The following is a 25,119-nucleotide window of genomic DNA, read 5'->3' as shown; positions in this document are numbered from 1 at the left end:
AGTCCCGGTGCTTATCTTCTCCGGCGTCGCCAGCGGCGCAGCCATCGGCATTATCTCCTGGCTGATCCTGCAAAGGCTGCCGCGGGTATAGTTTCATCCAGACTCGGGCGCTGCGGTTTGAGGGCGTTTCCAGTCCATGAGCTGCGATTTGAGGACGTTTCATCCTTATTTGTGCGAGGACTGGGAATAAGGATGAATCGCCCTGTTTTAGGTGATGGTTTTTTATCTAATCATCCTTATTTTAGGCGGATCGCAATTTCGGATGAAAATCATCCTAATAATTTCCAGATTTTCATCCTTTCTCGAATCAGCTTTGTTCCATATATTGCAATTCCACTTTTTGTTTAATATTCGCTCATCAAAATCATAGTTCATCTGATTCAAGCGCTTTCTTTGCCCTGAAATAGCTTCCTATGGTTCTCTTTCTTACCTGTTTGCTAGTATTTCCCAGTGGAAAGCTTGATTTTTTCACCCAGATTTACCCTCTGCTGCAATACAATGGAATATCTGCTTGTGATATACTCTTCTATAAGTTCTTGATCCGTTCTCCTGCTCTGCTTCCTCTCCCGTCACTATGATTTCTCCCCAATATACTGCGATAAAATCATAAAAACATGCCGGAGCGTTCCCGGCCTATGGTATCAAAAAATAAAAATCCGAGGAATGGAGCTCCTCGGATTTTTTGTGATTTCAATGGCCATAATTACCGTTTTTCTGGTTGATTTATTATAAATCAACCAGTTCCTAGCGCCAATTGTAATTTACTGGAATTCCGTTTCCGGTTTGAATAAAAAACACCGAAAATCAGCACTTTTATTCTCCAGTCGTTTCCTGATCGTTTTTCTGGGTCGTCGTAGAATCCCCTGTATCTTTTTGATCTCCGTTCGTAGAGGCGTTTGAATCGGTAGAGTCTTTTCCCCCATTGGAATTCGCAGAAGGCTTAGCAGAATCGGAATTTCCCTGATCCTGCACTGGCTGTTCCGTAGACACTGCCGGTGCACCGCCGTTAATTTCGATCGTATCACCGGAGACAATCAGCTTTTTGTTTACCGTTTTCGATACATCCGGCGCGCCCCATGCCGCGATCAACTGGCAAGTCGCAGCTCCATCTCCATTGGAAATCGTAAAACTAACCTCATGTGTGGCTTTCAATGGCTGCGTATAATACACCGCTTCACTTCCGTCTGCAGGAGTGATTTTCAGCATGCAGTATCCACCGCTTTTCGGAGTCACACTCGGTTTCAGCTTGACAACATACGTGGTGTTTTCAGCCAATGTATAATTTCCGTCAGACGATTTTTCAGGAGCCCCTGATTTGGCGTTCTGTACAGTAATCGTCTCATTCAGCGAATACTCTTTTGCACTGATAGTCGACTGAGACTGCACCCCACTGGTGAACCACGCCCAGGTCATGCCTGCAAGGCAGATGGTACAAACGATGATCCCCAAAACCGATGGGAGCAACATCTTCCAGACAGAAGACTCTGCCGCCGCCTCGCCTTTTATGAAATTGTTCTGTCGTCTTTTCAACAGTAACACGTCCTCTCGTTATTTTTTTGCAAAGCCTTTCAGGCTGCCGTTATTCGCAATGCTGATTTTCGCTGTTTCGTCTGCAGTATTTTTCTCACAGGTCATTCCATTCGCTGAAATCCCGCTGACAACTACCGATGACGAAGCATGACACTCTTTTAATCCAGTAAACGTATTTCCCGTCAAAGCTAGCTTCGTTCCTGACTCACCCGTTATCTTCATAACCTGATGAGCGCCCTTAGTCAACGCAGAGGAACCAGTCGAATCATCCTTATGCCCTGCTGATGACTTTGCATCAAAGGTACAGCCCTTGATCGTGATATCCGCAGACGCCGTCGCCGTAACGACCACGCTGCTCCACTGCGGCTCCTCAAAGGTACAATCCTGTAAGATCAGTTTGCCCGCGTATTCAGAAGCCTTCAGACTGACGCCCTGGTTGTCCGATGTTCTCGGTGCTTTAAAAGTCACGCCCTGCAAAGTCACATCGGCAGACGAGCTGACCTCAAAAGCCTCGCCGGAAATCGCAGCACCACCAACACTTCGGATCGTTACATCCTTCGTTATCGGCAGCGGCGCAGTCAATGTAATATTTCCGGTCAATTCGACCACATCACCTTTCTCTGCGGTCTGTAACGCCTTTTCCAGCTCACCCTTATTGGATACCGGGTAAATAGCATTTTTATCATAATCGCTTCCATTGCTGTCGGATTCTTCAGGTGCCTGCGTAGCTCCCAGGCTTACGCCCAAATCAATGGAAAGCTCCGTCTTACCGTCACTCGTCTTATCGATCGGCTTCCCTGCAGCGTTCTTGTCCGGATAGTTGGAGAGGTTATACTCATAATCCTTTTCCGGATCCGGCTGCCAGTAAACGATGACTCCGTAAGTTTTACTAGAATCTCCTTCAGATCCTTTCTGCAAAAGTTTCTGCTCCGCAGGATCCTTTGCCTGTGTCGGGATGCTGATCTGTCCATCTGTTACTGATACAAAGTCCTCTGCATTCTTCAAAGCCTGTTCTTTCACATCTTCTGAAGTTACTTCATGATCCAGAACCTTGACTTTCAATACATCTTTTAATGACTTGGTTGTTCCTGCAATGGTGTTGGCATTGTTGAGGTCCAGTGCCAGTCTGTAGTTCAGCGCCAGATCCCCACTGTTTTTTACGGTGAAATTTTCATACGCCACTGCACCCGGCTCCCAGTCTATGGATTTTCCTTCTTTATCCGTAAACAGTAACGTATTCTGCCCCACTTCCTCCGCAGTTGTCACATACTGATTTGTATGCAAAAGCTGCACGTCCAGTTTGCCGGTCATGATCGTGTTAGTGCCGCTGCTGACGCTGTCGGTGAACCATGCGAAAGTACTTCCAGCCATCATCAACATGCTGAACAACAGCGCACACGTACTTATAAAAAGAGCTTTTTTCGTTGTACTGCTCCGCTTCATATCAGAATCTCCTTCTGTCTGTTTTCAGAAATCAAAAGGCACACAATATTATTCTCTGTACCCTTTGATTTCCGCCCGCCAAAAGGCGGGTGGAAACATGAAAAATTAAAATTCTATATTGCTGTCGATTTTATTTTTTTACTACTGTGTACCAAGTATCTCCATTAGACTGCTTCTCAGAAGTAACTTTGTAACCGTCTGCTACATAGCTTGTTCCTGTGCCTTCCGGATTAGCCGATGGATCAAAGTTTACAAACGTTCCACCTGTAATGGAAATTTTAGCGGTACCGTCTTTATATGCTGAATCAATCGCATTTACAACATACTTCGCATACTGAGGAACCTGAGCTTTACATGTAGGTGCCATATCAAAGAATCCACCCTTAATTGTCAGTGAGCCTTTCTGTACCTGAATTGCTGTCATTGCACCATAGTATTTGCCATCTTTTATGGTTAAGCTTGCACCATTTGTAATGTTGATTCCGTAAACCTGGTTATTACCTGCCTCACAATTGATTTCACCATCACCTTCAATAGTTACATTTGTATCTGCACCATCAACATTCATGATAAGTGGAGATGCCTTCCCATAATCTGCAGCCGCTCCATCCACAGTCAATTTCTTGCCAGCTAAATTCAATGTTGCTGATTTGTTCAGAACCGTCTGAGGAACCAGTGTCTGTTCAGTAGTGTCTTCAACAACCGGTGTGATTGCAACATTTTCATCAAATGTGATCGTATCTCCTGCCTTGGCATCCTTGATAGCCTTTGTCAGACCGTTTGCATCCTTGGCAGAAATAGTGTAAGCCGCATTCTGATCATATTCCGGACCAAAGCTGTCACTTTCTACCGAAGCCTGCGTTGCATATACTGTAATGCTGATACCATCGATCGACAGTCCCTGATATTCATTGCCTGCGGATTCCTGCATGTGTCCCTGAATTGTCATTGGCTCAGAATTCTTTCCAGCATTCAGAACTTTTTCTTCATCAATCGTATTATCACCAATCGTCCAGTCGATGACTTCATTCAACTTTGCATCACCTTTGATTCCATCAATCTTAAGACGATACTTCAATGCTAAATTACCTTTATTAACAATCCTGATTTCTGGAAGTTTATATCTACATCCAGGTTCCCAAAGGATCTGATCTTCTTCAGCACCCTTTGCTTTCTTGAAATCCAGTGTCTTATCCTTTGCAGATTCCCACTTTGTAACAGTCCCATTATCATCCCATGCAGTGGCAACTTCTAAATCCACCTTCAAATTCCCTGACTGGATCTTGTTCACGCCTGTGCTCGCGGTATCTGTGAACCAGGCAAAGGTCGTTCCGATCAGCAGCACGATGCATAAGAATAATGCAAAGAGACTGCCACGGAGTGCTTTTTTCGTTTTTGTGCTCTCGTTCATTTGCTTCTTCCTTTCTGCTTAAATTTTCTAATTCAATACCCATTTCCATCGGAAAGTAAAGGACACAGTACCTATCATTATACAGTCTGATAACATATCCTTTACTTCCTACTCACCGGACGGTGAGCTGAGTATATCAATCTTAGATTTTCTAATCGTTTCTATTCTGCAACAACTTTGTACCAAGTGTCAGATCCGTGGGGTTCGGAGACTACCTTGTAACCATCTGCTACGAAGTTTGTTCCTGAACCTTCTGCACCATTGTTAGACGGGTCAAAGTTTACATAAGTACCACCTTTAACAATGATTTTTGCAGTTCCATTTTTATAATTCCCATCAATACAATTTAATGTGTATCTGTAATCTTTCGTATCAACATCAGGTGCAACTTGGAAGAAGCCATCATTTACGATCAACGTTCCCTTCTCAACATTGAAAATCGTACCGCCTCCATAGTATTTTCCTCCATTGACAGTGACCGTGATATCTTCACCCTTAATGTGTGCAACATATGGACCACCTATATAAGATGCACTTGCCTCTGTTTTATCCAGGCAATTGATTCCTCCCTTGCTAGAGGCATTGATCGTCAGGTCTTTATTCACATACAATGCTGCCCAGTTATTAGAATCTTCCAAGCTTCCCGGCACAGTATACATAGCACCTAAATATAACGTCGTTGGAGCTTTGACAGTTACACGATCCGCTGCTGCTGTTTTCGACTCATCTGCAGTGATGTTATCATTGATTGCAATCGATCCACCATCAGCAAAAGCTTTCTTCATATTGGAATACTTCGTAACTGGATAACCAGCATTCGCATCGTATGTATTACCAAAACTGTCGCTTTCTACCGTATCCTGAGTTGCGTATATTGTAATGCTAATACCATCGATCGACAGTCCCTGATATTCATTGCCTGCTGATTCCTGCATATGACCTTTAATTGTAAGATCCTCTGAAGTTGCGCCTGCTGCAAGACTGTGATCTGTATCAAGGGCAACATCGCTGATAGTCCAATTGATGACTTCATTTAACTTTTCATCTCCCTGGATACCATTTATCTTGATCTTATACTTCAATGCCAGATTCCCCTTATTGACAACGCGGAGTACCGGCAATTCATAAGTACATCCCGGTTCCCAGAGAATCGCTTCATTTTCATGTCCTGAAGCTTTTACAAAATCAATCGTTTTACCCTCAGCAGATACCCAACTACCATTGGCATCTTTCATCTGTAAATCCACCTTCAGGTTCCCTGCCTGGATGTTATTCACGCCTGTGCTCGCTGTATCTGTAAACCAAGCGAAGGTCGTTCCGATGAGCAGCACGATGCATAAAAATAATGCAAAGAGACTGCCACGGAGTGCTTTTTTGGTTTTCGTGCTTTCGTTCATAGTTCGCTCCTCCATATTTTATAATGACGTACGTTGTACCCCCTCCCGAATATTTTCGAGAAGAGGAGCTTCTCCTTCTCGGAGATCAAAGGACACGCACTCTGCCATCATGGCGATCCATGTCCTTTGATCTCCGCTCACCAGACGGCGAGCAGAGAAATGAAAATTAAAAGGTGTGTTGTTTGAAATTAGTTATTAGCAACGACTTTATACCAGTCGCCGTCCTTTACTACTTTGTAGCCGTCAGGAATTGTAATCTCTCCAGGATTATCTTTCGATGGATCGAATTTATAGAAAGATCCGCCCTTAACGATAATTTTCGCACTACCTCTATCTGTGTCCTTAACATTGAGAGTATTGGCAGGTGTAACGGCTTTAAAAGTTCCACCCTTAATCTCGATAGTCGCACTATTCGTTGCATAAATCAAATCGCATACAGGATCATCCTTCGGTACTCCTACCTGACGGAAGTCTCCTCCATTGATGATAACCCTACTGGTTCCACCAGCTTCAACAGCCATGGCACCGCCATTATTGTACACAGCATAGACGTCAGCATCTATGGTAAACTGAGCTGTTCCCTCAGCCTGAACTGCACCAAAACTGCCATTTGCCTGAATTTTTCCAGTAATATTATGCTGTCCAGAACTGTAACTTACTGTTGAAAGCGTCGTTGCAGCGTTTTCATCATATGTATTATTGAAGCTATCAGATTCCACAGTTGCCTGAGTTGCATTTACAACCAGTCCGAGTCCTTTCAGTGAAGGCTTACGCCAAGACTGAACATTGTTCGCTTCATTACCAACTGTAGTCGGCATATAGAGAACAACCGCAGTTGGTGCACTCTTTTCGCCAGCCTTCAAAACAGTCCAATCATTACTGATCGGAGTTTCTTTTGCTATTGTCTTCTCTGTATCAGCGATTGCTGCAATCGCTGCTTCACGGTTTGCAAAAGCAGTATCCGTCTGCACGGTACCGATCTTCAGATATTGATCAATATAGAACAAATCACCCGCAGCATTTTTTCCTCTTTCCATATCATAAGAGTTTGTAGCTATATTGTATTTCAGTGCCAGATTTCCAGCATTCTTCACACGGAGATATACAACCTCTGTGTGCCCCGGCTCCCAAAGTGTGTTGTCATTAAACATCTGAGTATTCTGATTTGCAGTCTTCCAAGTGGAACAATCTGTACTGTATTCCAGTTCCACATCCAGATTTCCTGCCTGGATCTTGTTCACGCCTGTGCTTGCTGTATCTGTGAACCAGGCGAATGTTGTTCCGATCAGCAGTATGATGCATAAAAATAATGCAAAGAGACTGCCGCGGAGTGCTTTTTTCGTTTTCGTGCTTTCGTTCATAGTTTTGCTCCTCCATATTTTATAATGATGTACGTTGTACCCCCCTCCCCAAAAATTTTCGTGGAGAGGAGCTTCTCCTTCTCGGAGATCAAAGGACACGCACTCTGCCATCATGGCGATCCATGCCCTTTGATCTCCGCTCACCGGGTGGTGAGCGGAGAAATGAAAATTAAAAGGTGTGTTGTTCGTTTAATTAATTATTTCTTTACAACTTTGTAATAAGTGTCGGTTCCATGAGTTTCGGGTACTACTTTGTAGCCGTCTGCTACAAAGTTCGTACCTGCACCCTCTGCAGTATTGTTCGACGGATCGAAGTTGATGAAAGTACCACCCTTAATGATAACTTTTGCCGCACCATTTTTATATGCGCTATCAATACAATTTATCTGGAAATTGTACCCATATGTCGGATTGTCATAAGGTTCGCAAGCAAAAGTTCCATCATTAATAATTAGCGTACCCTCCTGCACCTGAACAGCAGTACCGCCACCGTAGTAGTATCCACCGTTTATCGTCAATGTTGCACCATTCATAACATTAATGCCATATCCACCGTTATTGCCAGTATCAATACCACCATTTTTTGTTGCGTTGATCGTCGTATTTGCCTCTACATAAAGTGCTACGAAATTTTTACTGTTGTTCCCCATATTATCCGGGCTGATGATCTTCTTATCCAGGTTCAGTGTAGTCGGATTGGAGATGACCATACGAGCAACAGCGCTATCTTCACTGTTGTTTGTTTTAATATCTTTCGTTACAGAAATCGTGCCACCATTGTTAAGTGCAGTTTTCAGCTCGGAAGCGGAAGCTACCGGATAGGTTGCATTCTTGTCGTAATCCGGACCAAAGCTGTCGTTTTCTACTGTATCCTGCGTTGCAACAACTGTCAGACTCAAACTTTCAAGAGATTTACCCTGACACTCATTACCAGCTGCTTCGTCCATGTGTCCCTGAATGTAGAGAGCACCACTCATTCCTTCTTTTGCGAGTTTTCCTTCGAAGGTATCAAGATTAACTGCCTTTCCATTTTCATCAACAACCGAGAACGTAATTGCATCAAGCAATTCCTGGTCACCAGTAACTCCATTCAGTGTCAGCTTATATTTCAGGGCAAGATTACCTGCGTTCTTGATTTTAAATGCTGGTGTATTAAAGGTTACTCCCGGTTCCCAAAGGATATCTGTAGAATTATTTACATCTGTAAACTTCAGCGTATCTCCTTTAAGAGATTTTGCAGTATTTGTTGCATCTACAATATCTACCTTCAGATTTCCTGCCTGAATCTTGTTCACGCCTGTGCTTGCAGTGTCCGTGAACCAGGCGAATGTTGTTCCGATCAGCAGTACGATGCATAAGAACAATGCGAACAGACTGCCGCGGAGCGCTTTTTTCGTTTTCGTGCTTTCGTTCATAGTCTTTTCCTTTCTCGCAAATGATGATATGATTTATAATACCTAAAGCCTGTTTCTATTTCTGTCTATCTTCGGAGTCATTGGCTTCTCCAACAATAGTTCTAATATCAAAGCCTGCGCTGTCGTGAGCGCGAGGTGCAGGGCTTGACTGTGGCTGCGGCTGTACCGGTCTTTGTGCCGGACGTGCCTGCTGCGGTGCTGACTGCGATGGCTTTGGCCTCTGCGGTGCAGGCTGTTGCGATCGATACTGTGTCGACTGCACCGGAGTTTCCGGTCGAACCTGCTGCGGCTGTACCGGTCGTGTCGGTGCTTTCGGCTTTACCGGTGCTGTATGCTGCTGAGTTGCTGCATACTGCGGCTGTATCGGCTGCTGAGGCATCGTTGCTTCATGTGACACTGGCTGCGGCGCAGCTTTCGGAACGTCAGCCGGAGTCTTTGCATGATCCGGAGCGTCAGCCGGAGGCTTTGCAGATTGAGCTGCCTGCATCTGTGCCAGATATTCCGGCGGAAGCTGTCCGCCGTTTTTCTCCATTGCCTGCTGCATCCGCATCAGCTGTTCCATCATCTCCTGCGAGCGAACCCGCTCTTCTTCCAGGGATTTCTTTTCTGCCTGGATCTCTTCCATCTGTTCCTTCTTGTATTTGCGGAACAGTTTGATGCTGTTGCGCGCCTGAACAAGGATCAATATAAAGAACGGAGTGAAGATACAGATGAAGTATCCCGGAACTGACTTCAGGAAGTTGAAGAATGTCCCGACTTTAGGAATATGTCCCTGATATTTACCGATCACCAGATTATAGGTTACGATTCCCTGGTCATTGGAATCGGTCGTCGTTCCGTAAGTGATGAATCCCGGATGCCCTTCGTCATCCGTTGTGACTTCACGGATTTTATGAGTCACGATTTCTCCATAATTGGATTCGTCCGGCGACTGGAATGAAATGATGTCGCCTTCCTTCAGCGTGCTTGGATCGGTCTGTTTGATGATAACCAGATCACCGGCGTCAAAATCCGTAGCTTTCATGGAATCCGACAGTACGATGAATGCACTGTAGCCAAATACGCTGCGGTCTGCCCGGTCAAATGTCGTGACGGAAATAATGGTGAATGCCATCATTCCCAGCGAAAACACGACGATCGCCCACACGATGATTTTCCTGATAATATTCCACGCTTTTTTCATTGAAAAGAGGTCTCCTTCGTTGAATGATATGCTTTATGTCTTACTCAAAACTGTGATCCGGATTATTCCGTACCTGGGTAGCTGTTGCTCCCATTTTGAAAGATAAGGTCTTGTCCTGCGCTTCGTTTCCCCGCTCTTTCGGGAAGTAGAAACGGATAGTCAGATCCTTGCGCTCCCCGGCCGACAGTACAGCCTCGTCTACTGCAGCAGAACCCCGGGTCAGTTCCTTTGCAGTTCCCTGATACAGGATTTTGTCAGTTCCTTTCTCGCGAATCGTCAGCTGCAGCACATCTGCCAGGTCGCCCTTCACATCTTCCAGATAAATCTTATAGTAAGCGTCGATGGATCCTTCATTTTCTATGAAGAAGTCCTTCACTACGCGCATGCCCGGTTCGAAGAGGTATTCGTCTTCGCTGATCACCGGTTTACCGTCGTTGAGATTGATCTTCACGACGCCAGTGTCAAAGTGGTTATCTTTTACTTCTACCATGGATGTGATCAGTGCAAAGGTGGTCACGCCCAGCATCAGTGCCAGTAAAACAGCGATGAACATACTTCTGCGGAGCTTCTTATGTGTTTCGGAATCAGAGTCATCCAGATCTTCTCCTGCCAGTTTCTTGTCTCTGCGGGATTTGATGAGAAGGATGATGATAGCCAGTGCGCAGATTGCAAAGACGCACCATAGAACGATGTGCGCTGTATCTCCTGTCCTGGCTGTCAGTCCGCCATGAGATCCTGATCCGCTGCTGCCACCAGACTGGCTCGGTTTGGTTGGATCGGTCGGAGTCGTCGGATTATCCGATGGCTGTGTCGGTTCTGTATTGCCGTCATCCTTGACGTACCACTGGAAATCTGCATCTAAAAATGCCTTTTGATATGCATTTCCTACACTGGTGTCAAGCCATGCATCCACCTGATATGTCACATCAGTCTGTCCGTTGCCTGACTGGGCGATTTCCTGGGAGTATTCTTTATTGTTGATCGTATTGAATGTGCCCTGACAGATGATCTTGCCGGAATTTTTATCCGTAACGCGTACCTGCAGGACATCGCCCAGATCTTTACTCTGCTTTGTGATCAGACCTTTAAAGTACAGTGTGACCTGATCCTTATGATGGATCCGTACAGTAAAATCCTGGGACACTTTGTCTCCCGGCACCATGTTGCTGACCTGGAACGGTTCATTGTCCTTCGCATGGTTTTTATAAAGTTCCAGCGAAGGGCTGTCATCCTGCGGTGCAGCCGAAACGATCGCCAGTCCTGCGCCGTTTAAAACCAGCAGGATGCAAAGCATCCATATGATGCGTTTCATGATCTTAGCAGATCTGGAATATTGTATATTGTTAGCTTCATTCTTTTTCATGGTTACTCATGTCCTAACGATGCCCCAAAACATCTTCAGTATAAAATTCCCCTATTTTGAAATTACAGTTATATTCTACACGCCCTCCCCCTTATAAGTCAAGTTGAATTGAGTGTCTTTTATGTTTCGCATTTTAGTTCTATTTACGGGGGCATTCTGCGGATCCCTATTTTGGGATTTGACTTTTCAGCTTGATTTTTGTGATAAATCCATAACAACCAGCATTGAAATAATATGTCATTTTGTGGAAGTTATGGTGACGAGAATATGATTTTGCATAAGATAGGCTTGACAGGGAATATTTTCCAGTATATGGTATTTGCAACAAGGGCAGGAGGTTATGAAATGAGAGATTTAAAGGCTTTGCTGCAACAGTCGGAACGGGAGCACGCCGAACGACTTCAAAAAATACGAAGCGAACTGAAATCGTTACCGCCGGGACGGCTGGAAGCTTTGCAGATGAAAAACCGGACTTATTACTATCAGCGGGGACAGTCAAAACGGCGCGGGATCACCCGGAATCCGGAGCTGGTGAGAAAGCTGGCACGAAAGCGGTATTTGATGGAAGAGCGAAAAATCATACAGAACAATCTTGCACAGATCAAGAAAACGCTGTCCGTATGCGAATCTTACAGTTTAGATGCGATCCTCCAAAGAATCCCTCTCAGGGTCCGCCAGCTTCCACGGCAGTATTTTTACAAGAAGCGGGTTACGCATGATTATGATAAAAATACATCTCACCCGGAACATCTTCTCTATGTGACCAACGGCGGCGAGGTGGTCCGATCGAAATCCGAGCGGAGCATCGGCGATATGCTGGAGGAATACGGACTGGATTATGATTATGACCGGCGAGTGGAGGGCTATTTTTATTATGCGGATTTTACGATTCACTGTCGTGATGGCAGTATTATAATCTGGGAACATTTCGGACTGATAGACACGTATGAGGATTACCGCAAAAACGGCTGGCGGCAGTGGCGCAATCTCATCTGCACATTTGAGGAGGATATACGTGATCCACAGATTTTGCGTGAAATTATCGAGTTTTTTATTCTGCCACGTGCGATATAGAAAAGTTGCTTCTGCGGATCGCGTTTGCAGGCTGCTTCTAAGGATCGTATTTGTATGTTGTATTTAAATACTGCGTCTGTACGAGCATACATATTTTGGAATTTAGCTTTTCGGCTTGATTTTGGTGATAAATCCATAATTTTATGTATTGCAAAGACTCAACCGGACTGGTTTTGATCCAGCGGTCACGCTCGGTTCTCCAGATCCGTGTAATTCGAGGTGATTCTGGGAATACTGGGCAAAGGAACCTGCCTTTAGATGATTCTATGTGGCATTATTAAACTTAAATGTAAATATCTGTCAGATCAGGCCTGTCGGAACTATGGAGATTATGCGAATCCTATCAAAAAACCATAAAAACGTGCCGGCAGCAGAAATCGGGATTAGACATTCGCCGACCTGCTCGTCATATCACAAAAACCCCGGCGGATTTCCGCCGGGGTCGCAGCTCAATATATATGAGTTTTTACGCTTCTGTGTTCTTTGTTTCTTCTGCCGGAGCGTCAGCCTTAGGAGCTTCTGCAGCCGGAGCTTCTGCCTTAGGAGCAGCCGGCTTCTTGGCAGGGGCTTTTTTCTTGCGGAAGCTGAGGATCGCACCAGTCGGGCATTCCTTCGCGCACATACCGCAGTTCTTACACTTGTCGTAGTCAATCGTTGCCAGGTTGTTTTCCACTGTAACAGCTTCGAACTTACAGATCTTCTGACACTTCATGCAGCCGATACAACCAGCTGTACATGCCTTTCTCGTCTGTGCACCCTTCGCCTTGGACTGGCATGCAACGACAAACAGATTCTTCTTGCCCACCATCTGGATGATGTGGTTCGGGCAGACCTTCATGCAGGCTTCACAGCCAACACACTTTTCTCTGTCGATCTGAGCAACACCGTCAACAATGCGGATCGCGTCAAACTGGCAGACATCTGCGCAGTCTCCCATTCCCAGACAGCCATAAGGGCATGCCCAGTTTCCGCCGTAGAACATCTTGGCAGACTTGCAGGAGTGGATACGATCCAGCTCTTCGATCTGTCTCGTTGCCTCCAGCGTACCTTTACACATAACCATGGCGATCTTAGGATCTACATCTCCGCCTGCAACACCCATGATCTCAGCGATCTGAGATGCTACAGCCGCACCGCCTACCGGGCAGAGAGATGTGCTGACATCAGCATCATTTCCCAGAGCCTTGGCATAATCAGAGCATCCTGCGAATCCGCAGGCACCGCAGTTGGCACCCGGGAGCACTTCTTCAATGGCAGCCACACGTTCGTCCACCGGAACGAACATCAGCTTTGCTGCGATAGTCAGGATGATACCGGCGATCAGACCAACTGCTGCTACAATAAGAGCAGGTAATACTATTGTTCCCATCTTATCCTTACCTCCTAACCAAATATTCCGTCAACTACACCGGAGAATGCCATGAATGCCATGGACAGGATCGATGCAGAGATCAGTGTGATAGGAATTCCCTGGAAGCATTCCGGAATACCTTTGCAGTTTTCCAGCTTCTCTCTCATTCCTGCGAACAGTACCATTGCCAGCAGGAAGCCGATGCCTGCGCCGATAGCACAGAACAGGGATTCCACGTAGTTATATCCATCTGTGATATTCTGGATCGTAACACCCAGCACTGCACAGTTAGTCGTGATCAGCGGCAGGAATACGCCCAGCGAATTGTAGAGCGGAGGCATATATTTCTTCAGCGTCATCTCAACCAGCTGTACCAGAGATGCGATAACCAGAATGAATACCAGCGTCTGCAGATAGCCGATGTTGAACGTGTTGAGAACGTACATCTGAATCGGCCAGGTCACAGCCGTTGCCAGCAGCATTACGAATGTTACCGCAACACCCATACCTACTGCGGAGTCCAGCTTCTTGGATACGCCCAGGAACGGACAGATACCCAGGAACTGAGCTAATACATAGTTGTTGGTCAGAATGACCGCAAGCATAATCGATAAAATAGCTGTCATTATGCGTCAGCCTCCTTTCCATCGCATGCGCCACCGCAGGAGTCTGCCATCGCGCATCCTTCACAACCGATTTCCTTCTTCTTGATTGCCTTGCCCTTGCTGAAGTAGTTGATTGCAGCGATCAGGATAGCGAATACGAAGAATCCGCCCGGAGCCAGCATGAAGATACCAGCCGGTTCCACGCCTGTGTTGGCATAGATCGGAATGTCAAACGCAGTACCGGAGCCCAGGAATTCTCTGATGAGACCCATGATGCCCAGAGCCAGCGTAAAACCGATACCCATGCCCAGTCCGTCTAATGCGGAGTCCAGAACGCTGTTCTTGGATGCGAACATTTCCGCTCTTCCCAAGATGATACAGTTTACTACGATCAGCGGGATAAAGAGACCAAGCGCAGCGTCCAGTGCAGGCAGATAAGCCTTCAGCAGGAGCTGAACGATGGTTACGAATCCGGCGATTACTACGATGTAGCACGGGATTCTTACTTTATCCGGAATAATATTCTTCAATAAGGAAATTACGATATTGGAGCACACCAGTACCGCCAGTGTGGAAACGCCCATGCCCAGTCCGTTGATCGCTCCTGTGGTCGTTGCCAGAGTCGGACAGCATCCCAGCAGCAGGACCAGTACGGGGTTTTCCTTAATAATACCTTTCGTTAAGATACTTAATTTATTCATTATTTCACACCTCCGCATTCTTTAAACTGCGCCAGTGCTTCGACAACAGAGCCATATACAGCGTTGGATGTGATTGTCGCACCTGTTACTGCGTCAATGTTTGGGTCATCGTTAATATGACCAGCCGTTGCTTCCGAAACGCCCTGATACTGTTTCAGATATCCAGGATCTGCAGCTTTCGTACCAAGACCCGGAGTTTCGGAGTGTTCCGTTACCTTCACACCAGTGATTTCGCCGTTGGCGTCGATACCGATCATAACTTTAACAGCACCGCCGAATCCCTTGTATTCAGCAGTCACAGCCATGCCGGCCTTGTTGTCTGCGATGTAGCAGTCATCTACGCCGTTTACCAGCTTGCCGTCGTATTCTGTAAAGCTGTCGCCGTCCGGAAGAACTTCCATTCTCGCTTCATCAGCGGATTTCTGCTGATTGGCGATGATGGTCGGATTTGCTACGTTGTATGTTGCTGCAAGTGCCAGGCTGACTACCAGACAAATGCAGACCAGTACGATAGCAGGGATGAAATTTTCTTTAAAATTATTGTTTTTCATTTTATTTCTCTCCCTCCTTCGCTTTTTTCGGCAGTTTGTACATTCTCTTTTCACAGATCTTATCTATGTACGGAGTCAGGATATTCATCAGCAGGATCGCGAATGAAACACCTTCCGGATAAGATGCGAAAATACGAATGAGCATAGTGAACAGACCACATCCGATACCGAAGATCACCTTGCCCAGAGGCAGTGTCGGGGATGTTACATAGTCTGTAGCACAGAAGAATGCGCCCAGCATCAGGCCGCCGGCCAGGATGTGGAACAGAGCGCCGTCAAATCCGCCCCAGATTAAGCCCAGCACGAATACTGTTGCGATAAACGTAACAGGGATGATCGGGGAGATGACTTTTTTCCAGATCAGGAACAGACCGCCGATGAGGATCGCCAGCGCGCTGACTTCACCGATACATCCTCCTACGTTTCCGAGGAAAAGATCCATCTTGGTGAATCCGTCATTGTACACGTCTGCAAAGCTTCCGTGAGAAAGTACGCCCAGCGGAGTTGCGGAAGTCGTAGCATCCACAACAGCACCTGTCGCGTGTCCGCCTCTCGGAGTCGGCCAGGAAGTCATCGGTGTAGCGAACGCGATGAACATGAATACTCTGGCAGTTACCGCAGGGTTTACCAGGTTCTGACCGATACCGCCAAAGAGCTGCTTGATCACAACGATCGCTGCAAAAGAACCTACGATGGCAATTTCATAAGGCAGGCTGGACGGGCAGTTGAATGCCAGCAGCACACCGGTAAGAACTGCACTGAGGTCGCCGACAGTCTGCGGTTTTTTCGCGATTTTGTTATACAGATATTCGAACAGTACGCAGGATGCTACGAACACGGCCGTCAGCGTCACTACGCGGAATCCGAACTGATAGATACCGACTGCAAATGCCGGCAGAAGTGCGATAAGCACTGTTCCCATAATCTTGCTCGTATCTGTCTTTGTCACCATATGCGGAGACGATGATACGATCAGTTTCTCATGATACTTGTTATCCATTATTTACTTGTCGCCTCCTTTAAAAATCCCTTTGACATCTTATTGATGAAAGCCAGAGGTCTTCTCGCAGGACAGATATAGGAACAGCTTCCGCATTCCATGCACTGCATTACCTCTAACGCCTGCAGTCTTTCTACATCCTTGTTTTCATAAGCTTCTGCGATGGATACCGGCAGGAGCTCGAACGGACATGCTCCGTGGCATCTTCCGCACTTGATGCAGCCGGTTTCTTCCGGGATCAGTGCCTGCGGTCCGTCAAAGGCCAGAATGGCATTATTGTTCTTGATGATCGGGAATGCATCCGAGTACACAGCACGTCCCATCATAGGTCCGCCCATGAGGATCTTCTTAGGCTCAGCCTTGTATCCTCCACATGCTGCGATAACATCTGCGATCCTTGCACCGATCGGAACGATGATATTCTTCGGTTCTGCAACGGCATTGCCGTCTACCGTCACTCTCTTCGTTGTGAGCGGTCTTCCTGTTTCCAGATACTGACCGATAAATGCGATGGTCGTAACATTGGAAAGGATCACGCCTACATCTGCCGGGAGCATTCCTGCCCTCAGCGTCTTGCCCGTGATCTCATAGATCATAACTCGTTCTGCGCCCTGCGGGTATCTTGCTCTGAGAACGTTCACTTCGATATCCCCGGAGTGACCCATGTCTGCAATTACCTTTCTGAGCTTTTCGATAGCATCCGGCTTGTTTTCCTCCACGCCGATGTGGCCTTTCTTCAGGCCGAGATACTTCATGATAGCCACGGCACCTTTGATGATGTATTCCGTGTTCTCCAGCATCAGTCTGTGGTCCGATGTAATAAACGGCTCACATTCTGCAGCGTTGACAATCAGCGTGTCCACTTCCTCCAGATTCTTAGGATTCAGCTTGATGTGAGTCGGGAACGAAGCTCCGCCCAGACCAACAAGACCGCTGGCTCTTACTGCTGCAATAAAATCTTTCATATCATTGATTACAGGTGGCTTGATCTCTTCATAGACATCCTGATTGCCATCTGTCTCAATGATAACTACCTGATCATCCCCTCCTGTTACCGAACGGATCGTGGAGATCTCCTTTACCGTACCGGATACACTTGAATGGATCGGGGCACTTACAAACGCATCTGTATCTCCGATCAGCTGTCCCACTTTCACCTGGTCGCCCTTCTTTACGAGAGGCTTGCATGGTGCTCCGATATGCTGAGACATAGAAATACAGACAGTTTCAGGTATAGCCATTATTTCAGTGGCACATCCAGCAGTATGCTTTTCGTGACTTACTTTAATGCTGTTCAGGTGCTTACCTTGCTGTCCCATTTTCAAAACCTTCCTTTCCTTCCTGCGATCGTTAAAAATTTAGCACTGAGGGCCCGGGTTTCCGCCGGTCACACCGCAAATCAGTAGCGTAATGACGACAAATTTATAACGTCACGAGGAGTATTTTAAACAATAGTACACAGAGTTTTTGATAAAACAACTATTTTTTATGCAGGAGACTGTCTTCTAAGGGGAAAACAGTCTCTCACGTCTAAGACTATAACACAAACCATCTTAAAAATCTACAAAAACATTGTTCTTTCTCCGGTACATATCTGCCTCCATCATCTATTTTACAAGAATTCTGAAAAATGTCCGCAACTCAGTGCCTTTTTTATTGAAATTTAAGCAGAAATTTAACAGTCCTTTCCCTTTGCGGCACTCTTTTTTCTCCTGCAAAGCCTCCGGCGCGCATGCCGCTTTGCAGCTGCAAAAATACCGCGAAAAACAAGCCTGATTCCTTGTGTTTCCGCAGATTTTCGATTAAAATATAATGTAGAAGCAAAGCCGTCTGAGCTGCAGTCAGGCCATCACGATCAAATGCATATTGCAGCAGAAAGGATCTTTACAAATGGCTCAGGATAAAATCATGGTCGTCGATAACGAAATGGAGATCATACAGCTGATCAAGCTCTATCTTTCCAGGGAAGGCTACGAGGTGGTATGGACCACCGAAAGCACCAAAGCTGCAGAGCTTGCTCAAAAGGAAAAACCGGATCTCATCCTTTTAGATGTGGTCATGCCCGGTCTTTCCGGGATCGAACTCTGCGGCAGGATCCGGGAGCAAAGCGATGTTCCGATCCTTTTTGTCAGCTGCCGTGATCAGGATATGGACAAAGTCCTGGGGCTTTCCATCGGGGGCGATGACTATATCACAAAACCGTTCAGCCCTGCTGAACTGGTAGCACGCGTCAAAGCACACCTGCGGCGCCGCAATCTTTCCGGCGGTACACAAAGTGACGAATATACGGAAGAACGAAACATGCTGTCTGCCGGTGATCTGCAGATCGATCTGTCGGCGCACACCGCAGTCGTTTCCGGCACTCCGATCCATTTGACCGCTAAAGAATTCGAAATGCTGGTGCTTTTTTGTAAATATCCCAACCGGGTATTCACCAGCCGCCAGATTTTCGACAGTCTCTGGAATACATACGGACTTGAAGAGGATGTCCGGACTGTCATGGTGCATATCAGCAACCTGAGAAAAAAGCTGGAAACAGTCCCTGGCGCACCACAGTACATTTATACGGTGCGAGGCGTTGGCTATAAGCTGGTAGTTCCAAAAGAATAAACGCATTAGCAAACGGGGCTGTCGCATTAACGTGTGAGCTGCTCCTTTGAACAGCTCACTGTCAAGTAGACAGATAAAAAACAAAATTTTTCTATCTCCAGCCGTAGTTGTATGGTTGGAGATATTTTTATGCGGATTTGGTTTGCAGGCAGTGCCTGTATTCTAACGTGTCATGCAATGAAGACGACTTGTTGTCGGAAGATTATCTTGATTTTTTGATCCAGTGATATATCTGGTGCGAGTCAGGATGAAAAAATGGAAAGCTTTAGAAGGCTTTTCATCCTGAAATCGCAATATCTCAAAATAAGGATGAACGCCTTTGTAAGGAGCATGAATTAGAAGGCGTTTCATCGTTAATCTTGAATTACGAAGCAGTTAGGATGAATGCTGACGGGTTCCACCTCAGCAGACTTTCCAAGGGGCACATGGAATCGTTGAATTGTATTGCAAAGGACCTGAAAAAGAATGAACTTTCTTTTAGAAAAACGGGGCTGACGCATTAACAATTTAAAATCGTTAATGCGTCAGCCCCGTTCTTCTGCTTCAAAGGAGTTTTATGTTGCTTGGCATATCATTGTTTTATCTGGCGAGGTGTTTAATACTGAACCTTGATGTTCATCTCATTCAGGCCAGTTTCCAAGCATTCGAAGAAGTCTTCAATGTCCTTAGGTACGATGATCCCCAAGGCACACAGACGGAATGTCGGCAAGTCGGAAACTTTTCCTGGATAAATCGTGAATCCTCTTTCATATAGATAATCGTGAACTCTGGTAAAATCCCAGTTCGGATCATTCGGATAAAGAACTGAGATCACCAGCTTCGACTGGAATTCACGTGGGATGATAGTCTTGAATCCCAATTTGTCAAGACCCTTATACAACGCTTCCCATACGGACTGATGCCTAGCCCACTTGCCTTCTTCGCCTTCTTCCCAGTACTCCTTGATTGCCTGTCTGGTAGCATAAATAGTCTGTACCGGAGGTGTGAAATGCATTTCACCCTTGTTCTTGATGAAGTCATACTGCATGAACAGGTTCGTGTAGTATGATCTGGTCGGATAATCCTTGGAAGCTTCGATCATTTCTGTATTACCGATCACATAGGACAGCCCTGTCATGGACATAAGACCCTTCTGAGCGGATGCCATGATAAAATCCAGATTATCTTTATCCATATCGATCGGAATCATAGCGTATGTGGAAGTGGTATCTACAACCATGACCTTGCCGTATTTATGAGCTACAGCACCGATTTCCCTGATCGGGTTCAGAATACCAGTACCCGTTTCGTGGTGGCAGCAGTATACCACAGCGATGTCCGGGTCAGCTTTGATCGCTTCTTCTGCCTTATCAACATCGATCGGTTCTGTGATCGGCAGTTTCAGGTTTACATGATCCATATGATAATATTCCGCCACTTCCGCAGCTCTTCCGGAATATGCTCCATTATTGAGAACAAGGATCTTCTTTCCTTCCGGTACCAGAGAGTTTACACAAGCGTCGATGTTGATCGTGCCAGATCCCGTGAACAGTACTGCAGTGTACTTGTTGAGGTCACCGTGAACGATCTTAACCAGGTCTTCTCCCATCTTCTTCATGATATCGCCGAATTCTTTTTCTCTCGGACAGATATCAGGAACCACCTGTGCGTATTTAACGGTATCAGTTGTTGTAGCCGGACCTGGGTTTAACAGTACGTTTCTTTTTACTTTAGGATATTCCATTTTGCTCCTCCTTTTCTACTAAAAAATACATTACACTTTTATGCCTGTAGGCGGCGTATTTCACGCCGCCCCTCCTATCGGCTATACAATGTCTTTCTTCTTATTCAGACCCCATCCTGCAATAATGGAGAGCAGGATCATTCCAGCGCAAACACCTACGATAGCGGTGAACACTAAAGTCCAGTTTCCAGTACTTGTCAATACGCTTCCGAAAATGATCGCCTGCACTGCTGCTCCAAGGTATGCAAAGCAGTCCAGAATCCCCGCAGCCGTTCCAGCGAATACTCTTCCACCAACATCGATAGCATACGCCCAAACAATACCGTTGATTCCATAGATGAAGAATCCAGCACTGAACAACAGCATGCCAGCGATAGGCCCCGGATCGATTCCCCGGAAGATAAATACTGTCAGTCCCGCAGCCGCTGCACAAATGATAACCATCGGCAGTCTGTTTTCTGAGAAATATTTATCTGATATCGTAGGAATGATAAATGTTCCAAATGCCATCCCCAGAGGTAACAGAATCGTCCCCAGTGCTCCCTCTTTAATGTCAACGCCAAAGTTCTGTACATAGTACGTCGGGATCCATGTAAGCAGCCCGTATCTTGCAATACTGGAGCTGGCAATAATCAACAGCCAGCAGTCAAATCTCCACTGTTTGAACAAATGTATGTACGGATACAGCTTACCCTTCTGAGAAACCAGCTCTCGTAGTTCCTCATCCTTTTCCATTTTCACAGCATCCGGATCCACATAGTCTTTCAGTCCAATCTTCTTCGGACTGTCTTTGATAAAGAACAGGTAAATGATTCCCGTGAGGATCATGATAGCAGCCGGAATGATAAATCCCGCTTTCCATCCAAAGCCAGGCAGAATGATAATAGATAGTGATACCGCCAAGGCCGCACATACCTGACCAAGTCCCGAAAATCCGTTTGCCAGACCTGTCGCAAAGCCTCTTCTGTGTCCCGGCCACCAGTTTGCCAGTAGCGCCATTCCCGGCGACCAGAGCATAGACTGGAAATAGCCATTAAATCCCCAAAGAATCGCTATGATAACAAGGCTTGACTGAAAACCGATCAGCAAATTTGCGATCGCTGACAGGAACATTCCTGCTACGATAAACTTATTTACACCGAAAATTTCACCTAGTCTGCCATTAAATAAATGTCCAAGCCCATAAGTCCAGAACAGTACTGATGCCAGAATCCCCAGATCCAGTTCTGTCCAGCCTTCCTCCTGCATCATGGCTGGCATGATATAATTGATGTTCTGTCTTCCACAGTACAACATACAGTACAGCACTGAGAAAGCCAGCAACACGATCCATGCATTCTTGGTAAATAACTTATACTGTTCCGGCGTATAACCCAGCATCTTTACATTTTTTTGACCATTGTCATCATTCATAGAACTCCCTCCTTTTCTCTCTTATTTCGATATATCGTATTTATAGGACGAGAGACACCCTGTATTTTTCGCCTACGGGTGTCCCTTTCCATCAAATCGTGTATATCATTTTCGTTCCAGATAAGCATCACGCATCGCCTGATTTTTTATCGTAGGATGCCTTAAATCGTTTCGATTAATCCCTGTCCCGGTTTTTCACCTCTTCTAAGTCTTGGTTCAATCTGACCGAAGATGATTTCCGGTACATAAGATACGTCTGGTACTAAGAAGTCTGGCTTGGAAGCTGCCAGCTGATCATAATTGTTGGAACCGGAAGCATAGAGACCGATAGTCCATGCACCTGCATTGTTTCCGCAAATCATACCCGGAGCTGTATCATCGATCTTAACTACTGCTTCACAAGGTATCGGTTCTTTTGTGATTTCGTAAGCACTCAGCATGCAGTCATATACCATGAACGGTGTTGGTCTGCCCGGAACCTTTTCAGAATTGGTCACCACATCAAACTTCATTCCGAATTTATCTTCCAGAACTTTGTTCAGTGCCATGGAATCTTCTTCATAGTATCCAGTGTCGCATCCAACCAGGATTCCGGCTTCTCTCAGCTTGTTGATACATTCTTCTGCGCCTTTTACCGGTCTTGCCAGGTCTTCGTCAACGATGTACTTGGACATCAGCGGACGGAAAGCAGCCAGTACAGCATCAAAATCGTCTTCGTTCCAATGACGTCCATACTTTTCTTCCCACTGTGCGGAAATTTCCGGCAGGTTCAGCAGCATTCTCAGGTGAGTCGGCTTGAAGTTACCCATTGGCTTTCTGATTTCAGCCCAGTCACATTCGATTCCAAACTGCTGCAGAGCTTCGTAGAAAGGAATTACCGGAGCTTTACAGCCTCTAAGGTCATCTTTCGGCCATCTTGCTCTCAAATCTCCAGGGCCGTCGCAGAAAGTTCCTGCAGTGTCGAGTACCGCTAACTTGATTTTTCCTGTGTAGGTTCTGTTATACATTTTTATTCCTCCTTTTCATCCTTCCAGAAATTTCGATTTATTTGATTCGATCTGGATAATTCACTCAGGTTTTCTTGATGGTTCTACTATAACAGCTCTGCCTAAAGGCATATTCAAGCCCTGCTTCACATTCCATAAAGAAAGTCTAAAGATATGTTAAAGATACTGATTGTATAAAAAAAGCAGGTCAATCTCACACAAAGCCTGCTTCCTTCTCCACTATAATTCTTATATCATCCCGCTTCCTGTTCCGGAAATGATCACCCAGTTTCCCTTAGTTAAAGATATGAACCCTCTTTATCAGTCTACTTTTCCAATAAATCGGTAATATATCTCTATTTCCTGTATTCTTTCGTTCTCCTCATTCGTTGTTGCTTCGTGAATAAGGATTTTTTCTATCATTGCATTTAATAACGGTGCTGTCAGTTCCTTTGGTACGGAATACTCCTTGATTAACTCAATCCACCTTTCAGCACCTATCATATCCTGTTCCATTTTACTTAATTCTTCTCTTAGGTTGGTTATCTGCTGTTCCAGTTCTATCTGTTCTTTCTGATATTTCCCCGACAGCATGATGAAGTTTCGTTCCGTTATCTTCTCACAGGCTCTATCTTCGTACATTTTCGCAAACAAGCGGTCAATCTCATTTTGTCGGTTCTCGGCTTTCTTCAAGGCACTTGCCTTTTTCTTCTTTTCCCGTATTCGCTCTGCATTGCCAGCCTTTTGTATCTTATTCAACACCTTTTCTTCGTCCTGCTGTACTGCCTTAGCCCAATACTGCAATCGTTCCAATACGGCTTGATACAACACATCATAACGGATATAGTGCATAGAACAAGTACCTTTGCCAAACTGCCCGTAGTAACTGCAAGCATAATAACTGTATGGCGTTTTATTTGCCTTATTTGTCGCAAACCGCATAGACCAGCCACAATCCGCACACTTGACAAGCCCTGCAAATATCGGCGTTGCTTTTTCCTTTGTCTGTCTACGCCTTGATTTTATCTGTTCCTGCACACGATAGAACACTTCCTTGTCAATAATCGGTTCATGGGTATTTTCTACTCGAAACCATTCACTTTCGGGCTTACGCACTTTTTTCTTGCTCTTGAATGAAACTGTTGATTGTCGATTATGAACGCTGTTTCCGATATAGACTTCACTTTTTAAGATTGCCTTGACATGAGCAATCGTCCACTCATAACGCTTGCTTTCGGGCTTTCCCTCAAAGATGTGTGCAAAAGTACCGTACCTTGTGAAATTCAGCCAAGACGCTGTCGGAACTTTTTCTTCTCGCAGTACCTTTGTGATTTTTGCACTACCGTAACCTTGATAGGCTAGGGAGAAGATTTTTTCAACAATCCATTTTGTTTCCTCATCAACCAGCAGTTTTCCTTTGATGTCGGGGTGTTTCTTATATCCTAACGGAGCATAAGCCCCATAATACGCACCCTCTGCAAATTTTGTCTTAAATGCCGATTTCACTTTACGGCTTGTATCTCTTGCCACCCATTCATTAATGATATTTTTAAATGGTGCAATCTCACTTTCGCCTTTTTCGCTGTCTACACCGTCGTCAATCGCTATGTAACGGACATTATGGCTGGGAAAATACAATTCTGTATATTGTCCTGTCATAATATAATTTCTGCCAAGTCGGGAAAGGTCTTTCGTTACAACACAGTTGATTTTTCCTGCCTCTATATCTTCAATCATTCTCTGGAAACTCGGTCTTTCAAAATTTGTTCCCGACCAGCCGTCATCAATATATTCATCAATCACATTCAAATGATGTTCTTTTGCATATAGACGCAACATACTTCTTTGTGTGGTAATGCTGGAACTTTCGCCCTGTAATTCATCATCTCGGCTTAACCTAAGATAAAGTGCAGTATTGTAAATCTGTTGTTTCATTGTCAGTTATCCTCCTTTATAACTAACCCGTGTTTACAATACCTGCTTGCAAGTAAAGTATAACACG

The 25,119-nt window shown here is 45.5% G+C and carries 20 protein-coding genes and 1 pseudogene; 3 read left to right on the top strand and 18 right to left on the bottom strand.

The features are described from left to right. Nucleotides 1–813 precede the first annotated feature (813 nt). The 8 genes from H8876_RS05060 to H8876_RS05025 all read right to left on the bottom strand — a co-directional run bounded on the left by H8876_RS05060 (nt 814) and on the right by H8876_RS05025 (nt 11,103). Nucleotides 814–1,530 (bottom strand): hypothetical protein, encoded by a 717-nt coding sequence (locus H8876_RS05060; RefSeq protein WP_249286809.1) that lies wholly within the window; start codon nt 1,528–1,530, stop codon nt 814–816. Nucleotides 1,531–1,548: 18 nt separating this feature from the next. Further along, on the bottom strand, nt 1,549–2,973 hold the full coding sequence (locus H8876_RS05055; protein WP_249286808.1) for a SipW-dependent-type signal peptide-containing protein: 1,425 nt from the start codon (nt 2,971–2,973) through the stop codon (nt 1,549–1,551). Nucleotides 2,974–3,103: 130 nt separating this feature from the next. Next, on the bottom strand, nt 3,104–4,384 hold the full coding sequence (locus tag H8876_RS05050) for a SipW-dependent-type signal peptide-containing protein (protein ID WP_249286807.1): 1,281 nt from the start codon (nt 4,382–4,384) through the stop codon (nt 3,104–3,106). 161 nt (nt 4,385–4,545) lie between these two features. Further along, entirely contained in the window at nt 4,546–5,781 is a 1,236-nt protein-coding gene (locus H8876_RS05045; RefSeq protein ID WP_249286806.1) for a SipW-dependent-type signal peptide-containing protein, read from the bottom strand. A 188-nt stretch (nt 5,782–5,969) separates the two neighbouring features. Beyond that, a complete protein-coding gene (locus tag H8876_RS05040; RefSeq protein ID WP_249286805.1) occupies nt 5,970–7,142 on the bottom strand; it encodes a SipW-dependent-type signal peptide-containing protein in 1,173 nt (390 codons plus the stop codon). A gap of 197 nt (nt 7,143–7,339) precedes the next feature. Further along, complete coding sequence (locus tag H8876_RS05035; RefSeq protein ID WP_249286804.1) at nt 7,340–8,557, bottom strand: SipW-dependent-type signal peptide-containing protein; 1,218 nt, start codon at nt 8,555–8,557, stop codon at nt 7,340–7,342. Between the two features lie 55 nt (nt 8,558–8,612). Further along, nucleotides 8,613–9,740, bottom strand: coding sequence for a signal peptidase I (locus tag H8876_RS05030; protein ID WP_249286803.1), 1,128 nt, complete (start codon nt 9,738–9,740; stop codon nt 8,613–8,615). Nucleotides 9,741–9,780: 40 nt separating this feature from the next. Further along, the gene (locus tag H8876_RS05025) at nt 9,781–11,103 is read right to left on the bottom strand and encodes a CalY family protein (RefSeq protein ID WP_249286802.1); all 1,323 of its coding nucleotides are present in this window, start codon (nt 11,101–11,103) and stop codon (nt 9,781–9,783) included. Nucleotides 11,104–11,448: 345 nt separating this feature from the next. Here H8876_RS05025 and H8876_RS05020 point away from each other — a divergent pair, with 345 nt between their 5' ends. Further along, the gene (locus tag H8876_RS05020; protein ID WP_249286801.1) at nt 11,449–12,177 is read left to right on the top strand and encodes a hypothetical protein; all 729 of its coding nucleotides are present in this window, start codon (nt 11,449–11,451) and stop codon (nt 12,175–12,177) included. Nucleotides 12,178–12,643: 466 nt separating this feature from the next. Here the strand turns inward: H8876_RS05020 and H8876_RS05015 are convergent, their stop codons facing one another. Genes H8876_RS05015 through rsxC form a run of 6 tightly spaced genes read right to left on the bottom strand, consistent with a single transcriptional unit; the run spans nt 12,644 to nt 17,704 of the window. Next, entirely contained in the window at nt 12,644–13,546 is a 903-nt protein-coding gene (locus tag H8876_RS05015) for an RnfABCDGE type electron transport complex subunit B (RefSeq protein ID WP_249286800.1), read from the bottom strand. A 14-nt stretch (nt 13,547–13,560) separates the two neighbouring features. Next, complete coding sequence (locus H8876_RS05010) at nt 13,561–14,154, bottom strand: electron transport complex protein RnfA (RefSeq protein WP_249286799.1); 594 nt, start codon at nt 14,152–14,154, stop codon at nt 13,561–13,563. Then, a complete protein-coding gene (gene rsxE / locus H8876_RS05005; RefSeq protein ID WP_249286798.1) occupies nt 14,154–14,834 on the bottom strand; it encodes an electron transport complex subunit RsxE in 681 nt (226 codons plus the stop codon). Before rsxE ends, H8876_RS05010 begins: the two co-directional genes overlap by 1 nt. Then, nucleotides 14,834–15,385: an RnfABCDGE type electron transport complex subunit G gene (locus H8876_RS05000; protein WP_249286797.1), complete on the bottom strand. Its 552-nt coding sequence runs from the start codon at nt 15,383–15,385 to the stop codon at nt 14,834–14,836. The genes rsxE and H8876_RS05000 overlap by 1 nt, the downstream gene beginning before the upstream one ends. A gap of 1 nt (nt 15,386) precedes the next feature. Next, nucleotides 15,387–16,385: an RnfABCDGE type electron transport complex subunit D gene (locus H8876_RS04995; protein WP_249286796.1), complete on the bottom strand. Its 999-nt coding sequence runs from the start codon at nt 16,383–16,385 to the stop codon at nt 15,387–15,389. Continuing rightward, entirely contained in the window at nt 16,385–17,704 is a 1,320-nt protein-coding gene (rsxC, locus tag H8876_RS04990) for an electron transport complex subunit RsxC (RefSeq protein ID WP_249286795.1), read from the bottom strand. The genes H8876_RS04995 and rsxC overlap by 1 nt, the downstream gene beginning before the upstream one ends. Before the next feature lie 371 nt (nt 17,705–18,075). Between rsxC and H8876_RS10315 the strand changes: the two are divergent. Both H8876_RS10315 and H8876_RS04985 read left to right on the top strand, forming a co-directional pair. After that, nucleotides 18,076–18,198 (top strand): annotated as a pseudogene (locus H8876_RS10315) (hypothetical protein); the annotation flags it as partial. 77 nt (nt 18,199–18,275) lie between these two features. Then, nucleotides 18,276–18,995 carry a response regulator transcription factor gene (locus tag H8876_RS04985; RefSeq protein ID WP_249286794.1) on the top strand — a complete coding sequence of 240 codons (720 nt, stop codon included), beginning with the start codon at nt 18,276–18,278 and terminating at the stop codon, nt 18,993–18,995. Between the two features lie 595 nt (nt 18,996–19,590). Here the strand turns inward: H8876_RS04985 and H8876_RS04980 are convergent. From H8876_RS04980 to H8876_RS04965, 4 genes are all read right to left on the bottom strand, one after another. Next, nucleotides 19,591–20,718, bottom strand: coding sequence for a 2-aminoethylphosphonate aminotransferase (locus H8876_RS04980; protein ID WP_177264640.1), 1,128 nt, complete (start codon nt 20,716–20,718; stop codon nt 19,591–19,593). 81 nt (nt 20,719–20,799) lie between these two features. Next, entirely contained in the window at nt 20,800–22,131 is a 1,332-nt protein-coding gene (locus H8876_RS04975; protein WP_249286793.1) for an MFS transporter, read from the bottom strand. 161 nt (nt 22,132–22,292) lie between these two features. Continuing rightward, entirely contained in the window at nt 22,293–23,138 is an 846-nt protein-coding gene (locus tag H8876_RS04970) for an HAD hydrolase-like protein (protein WP_249286792.1), read from the bottom strand. A 300-nt stretch (nt 23,139–23,438) separates the two neighbouring features. Further along, nucleotides 23,439–25,052, bottom strand: a complete 1,614-nt coding sequence (locus tag H8876_RS04965; RefSeq protein WP_009273379.1) for a recombinase family protein — start codon at nt 25,050–25,052, stop codon at nt 23,439–23,441. Between the last annotated feature and the right edge of the window lie 67 nt (nt 25,053–25,119).

The organism is Lentihominibacter faecis (genome assembly GCF_014306095.1).
GTDB lineage: Bacteria > Bacillota > Clostridia > Peptostreptococcales > Anaerovoracaceae > Lentihominibacter > Lentihominibacter faecis.
The sequence above is the reverse complement of the archived record's forward strand: the minus strand, read 5'-3'. Positions and strand labels throughout refer to the sequence as shown.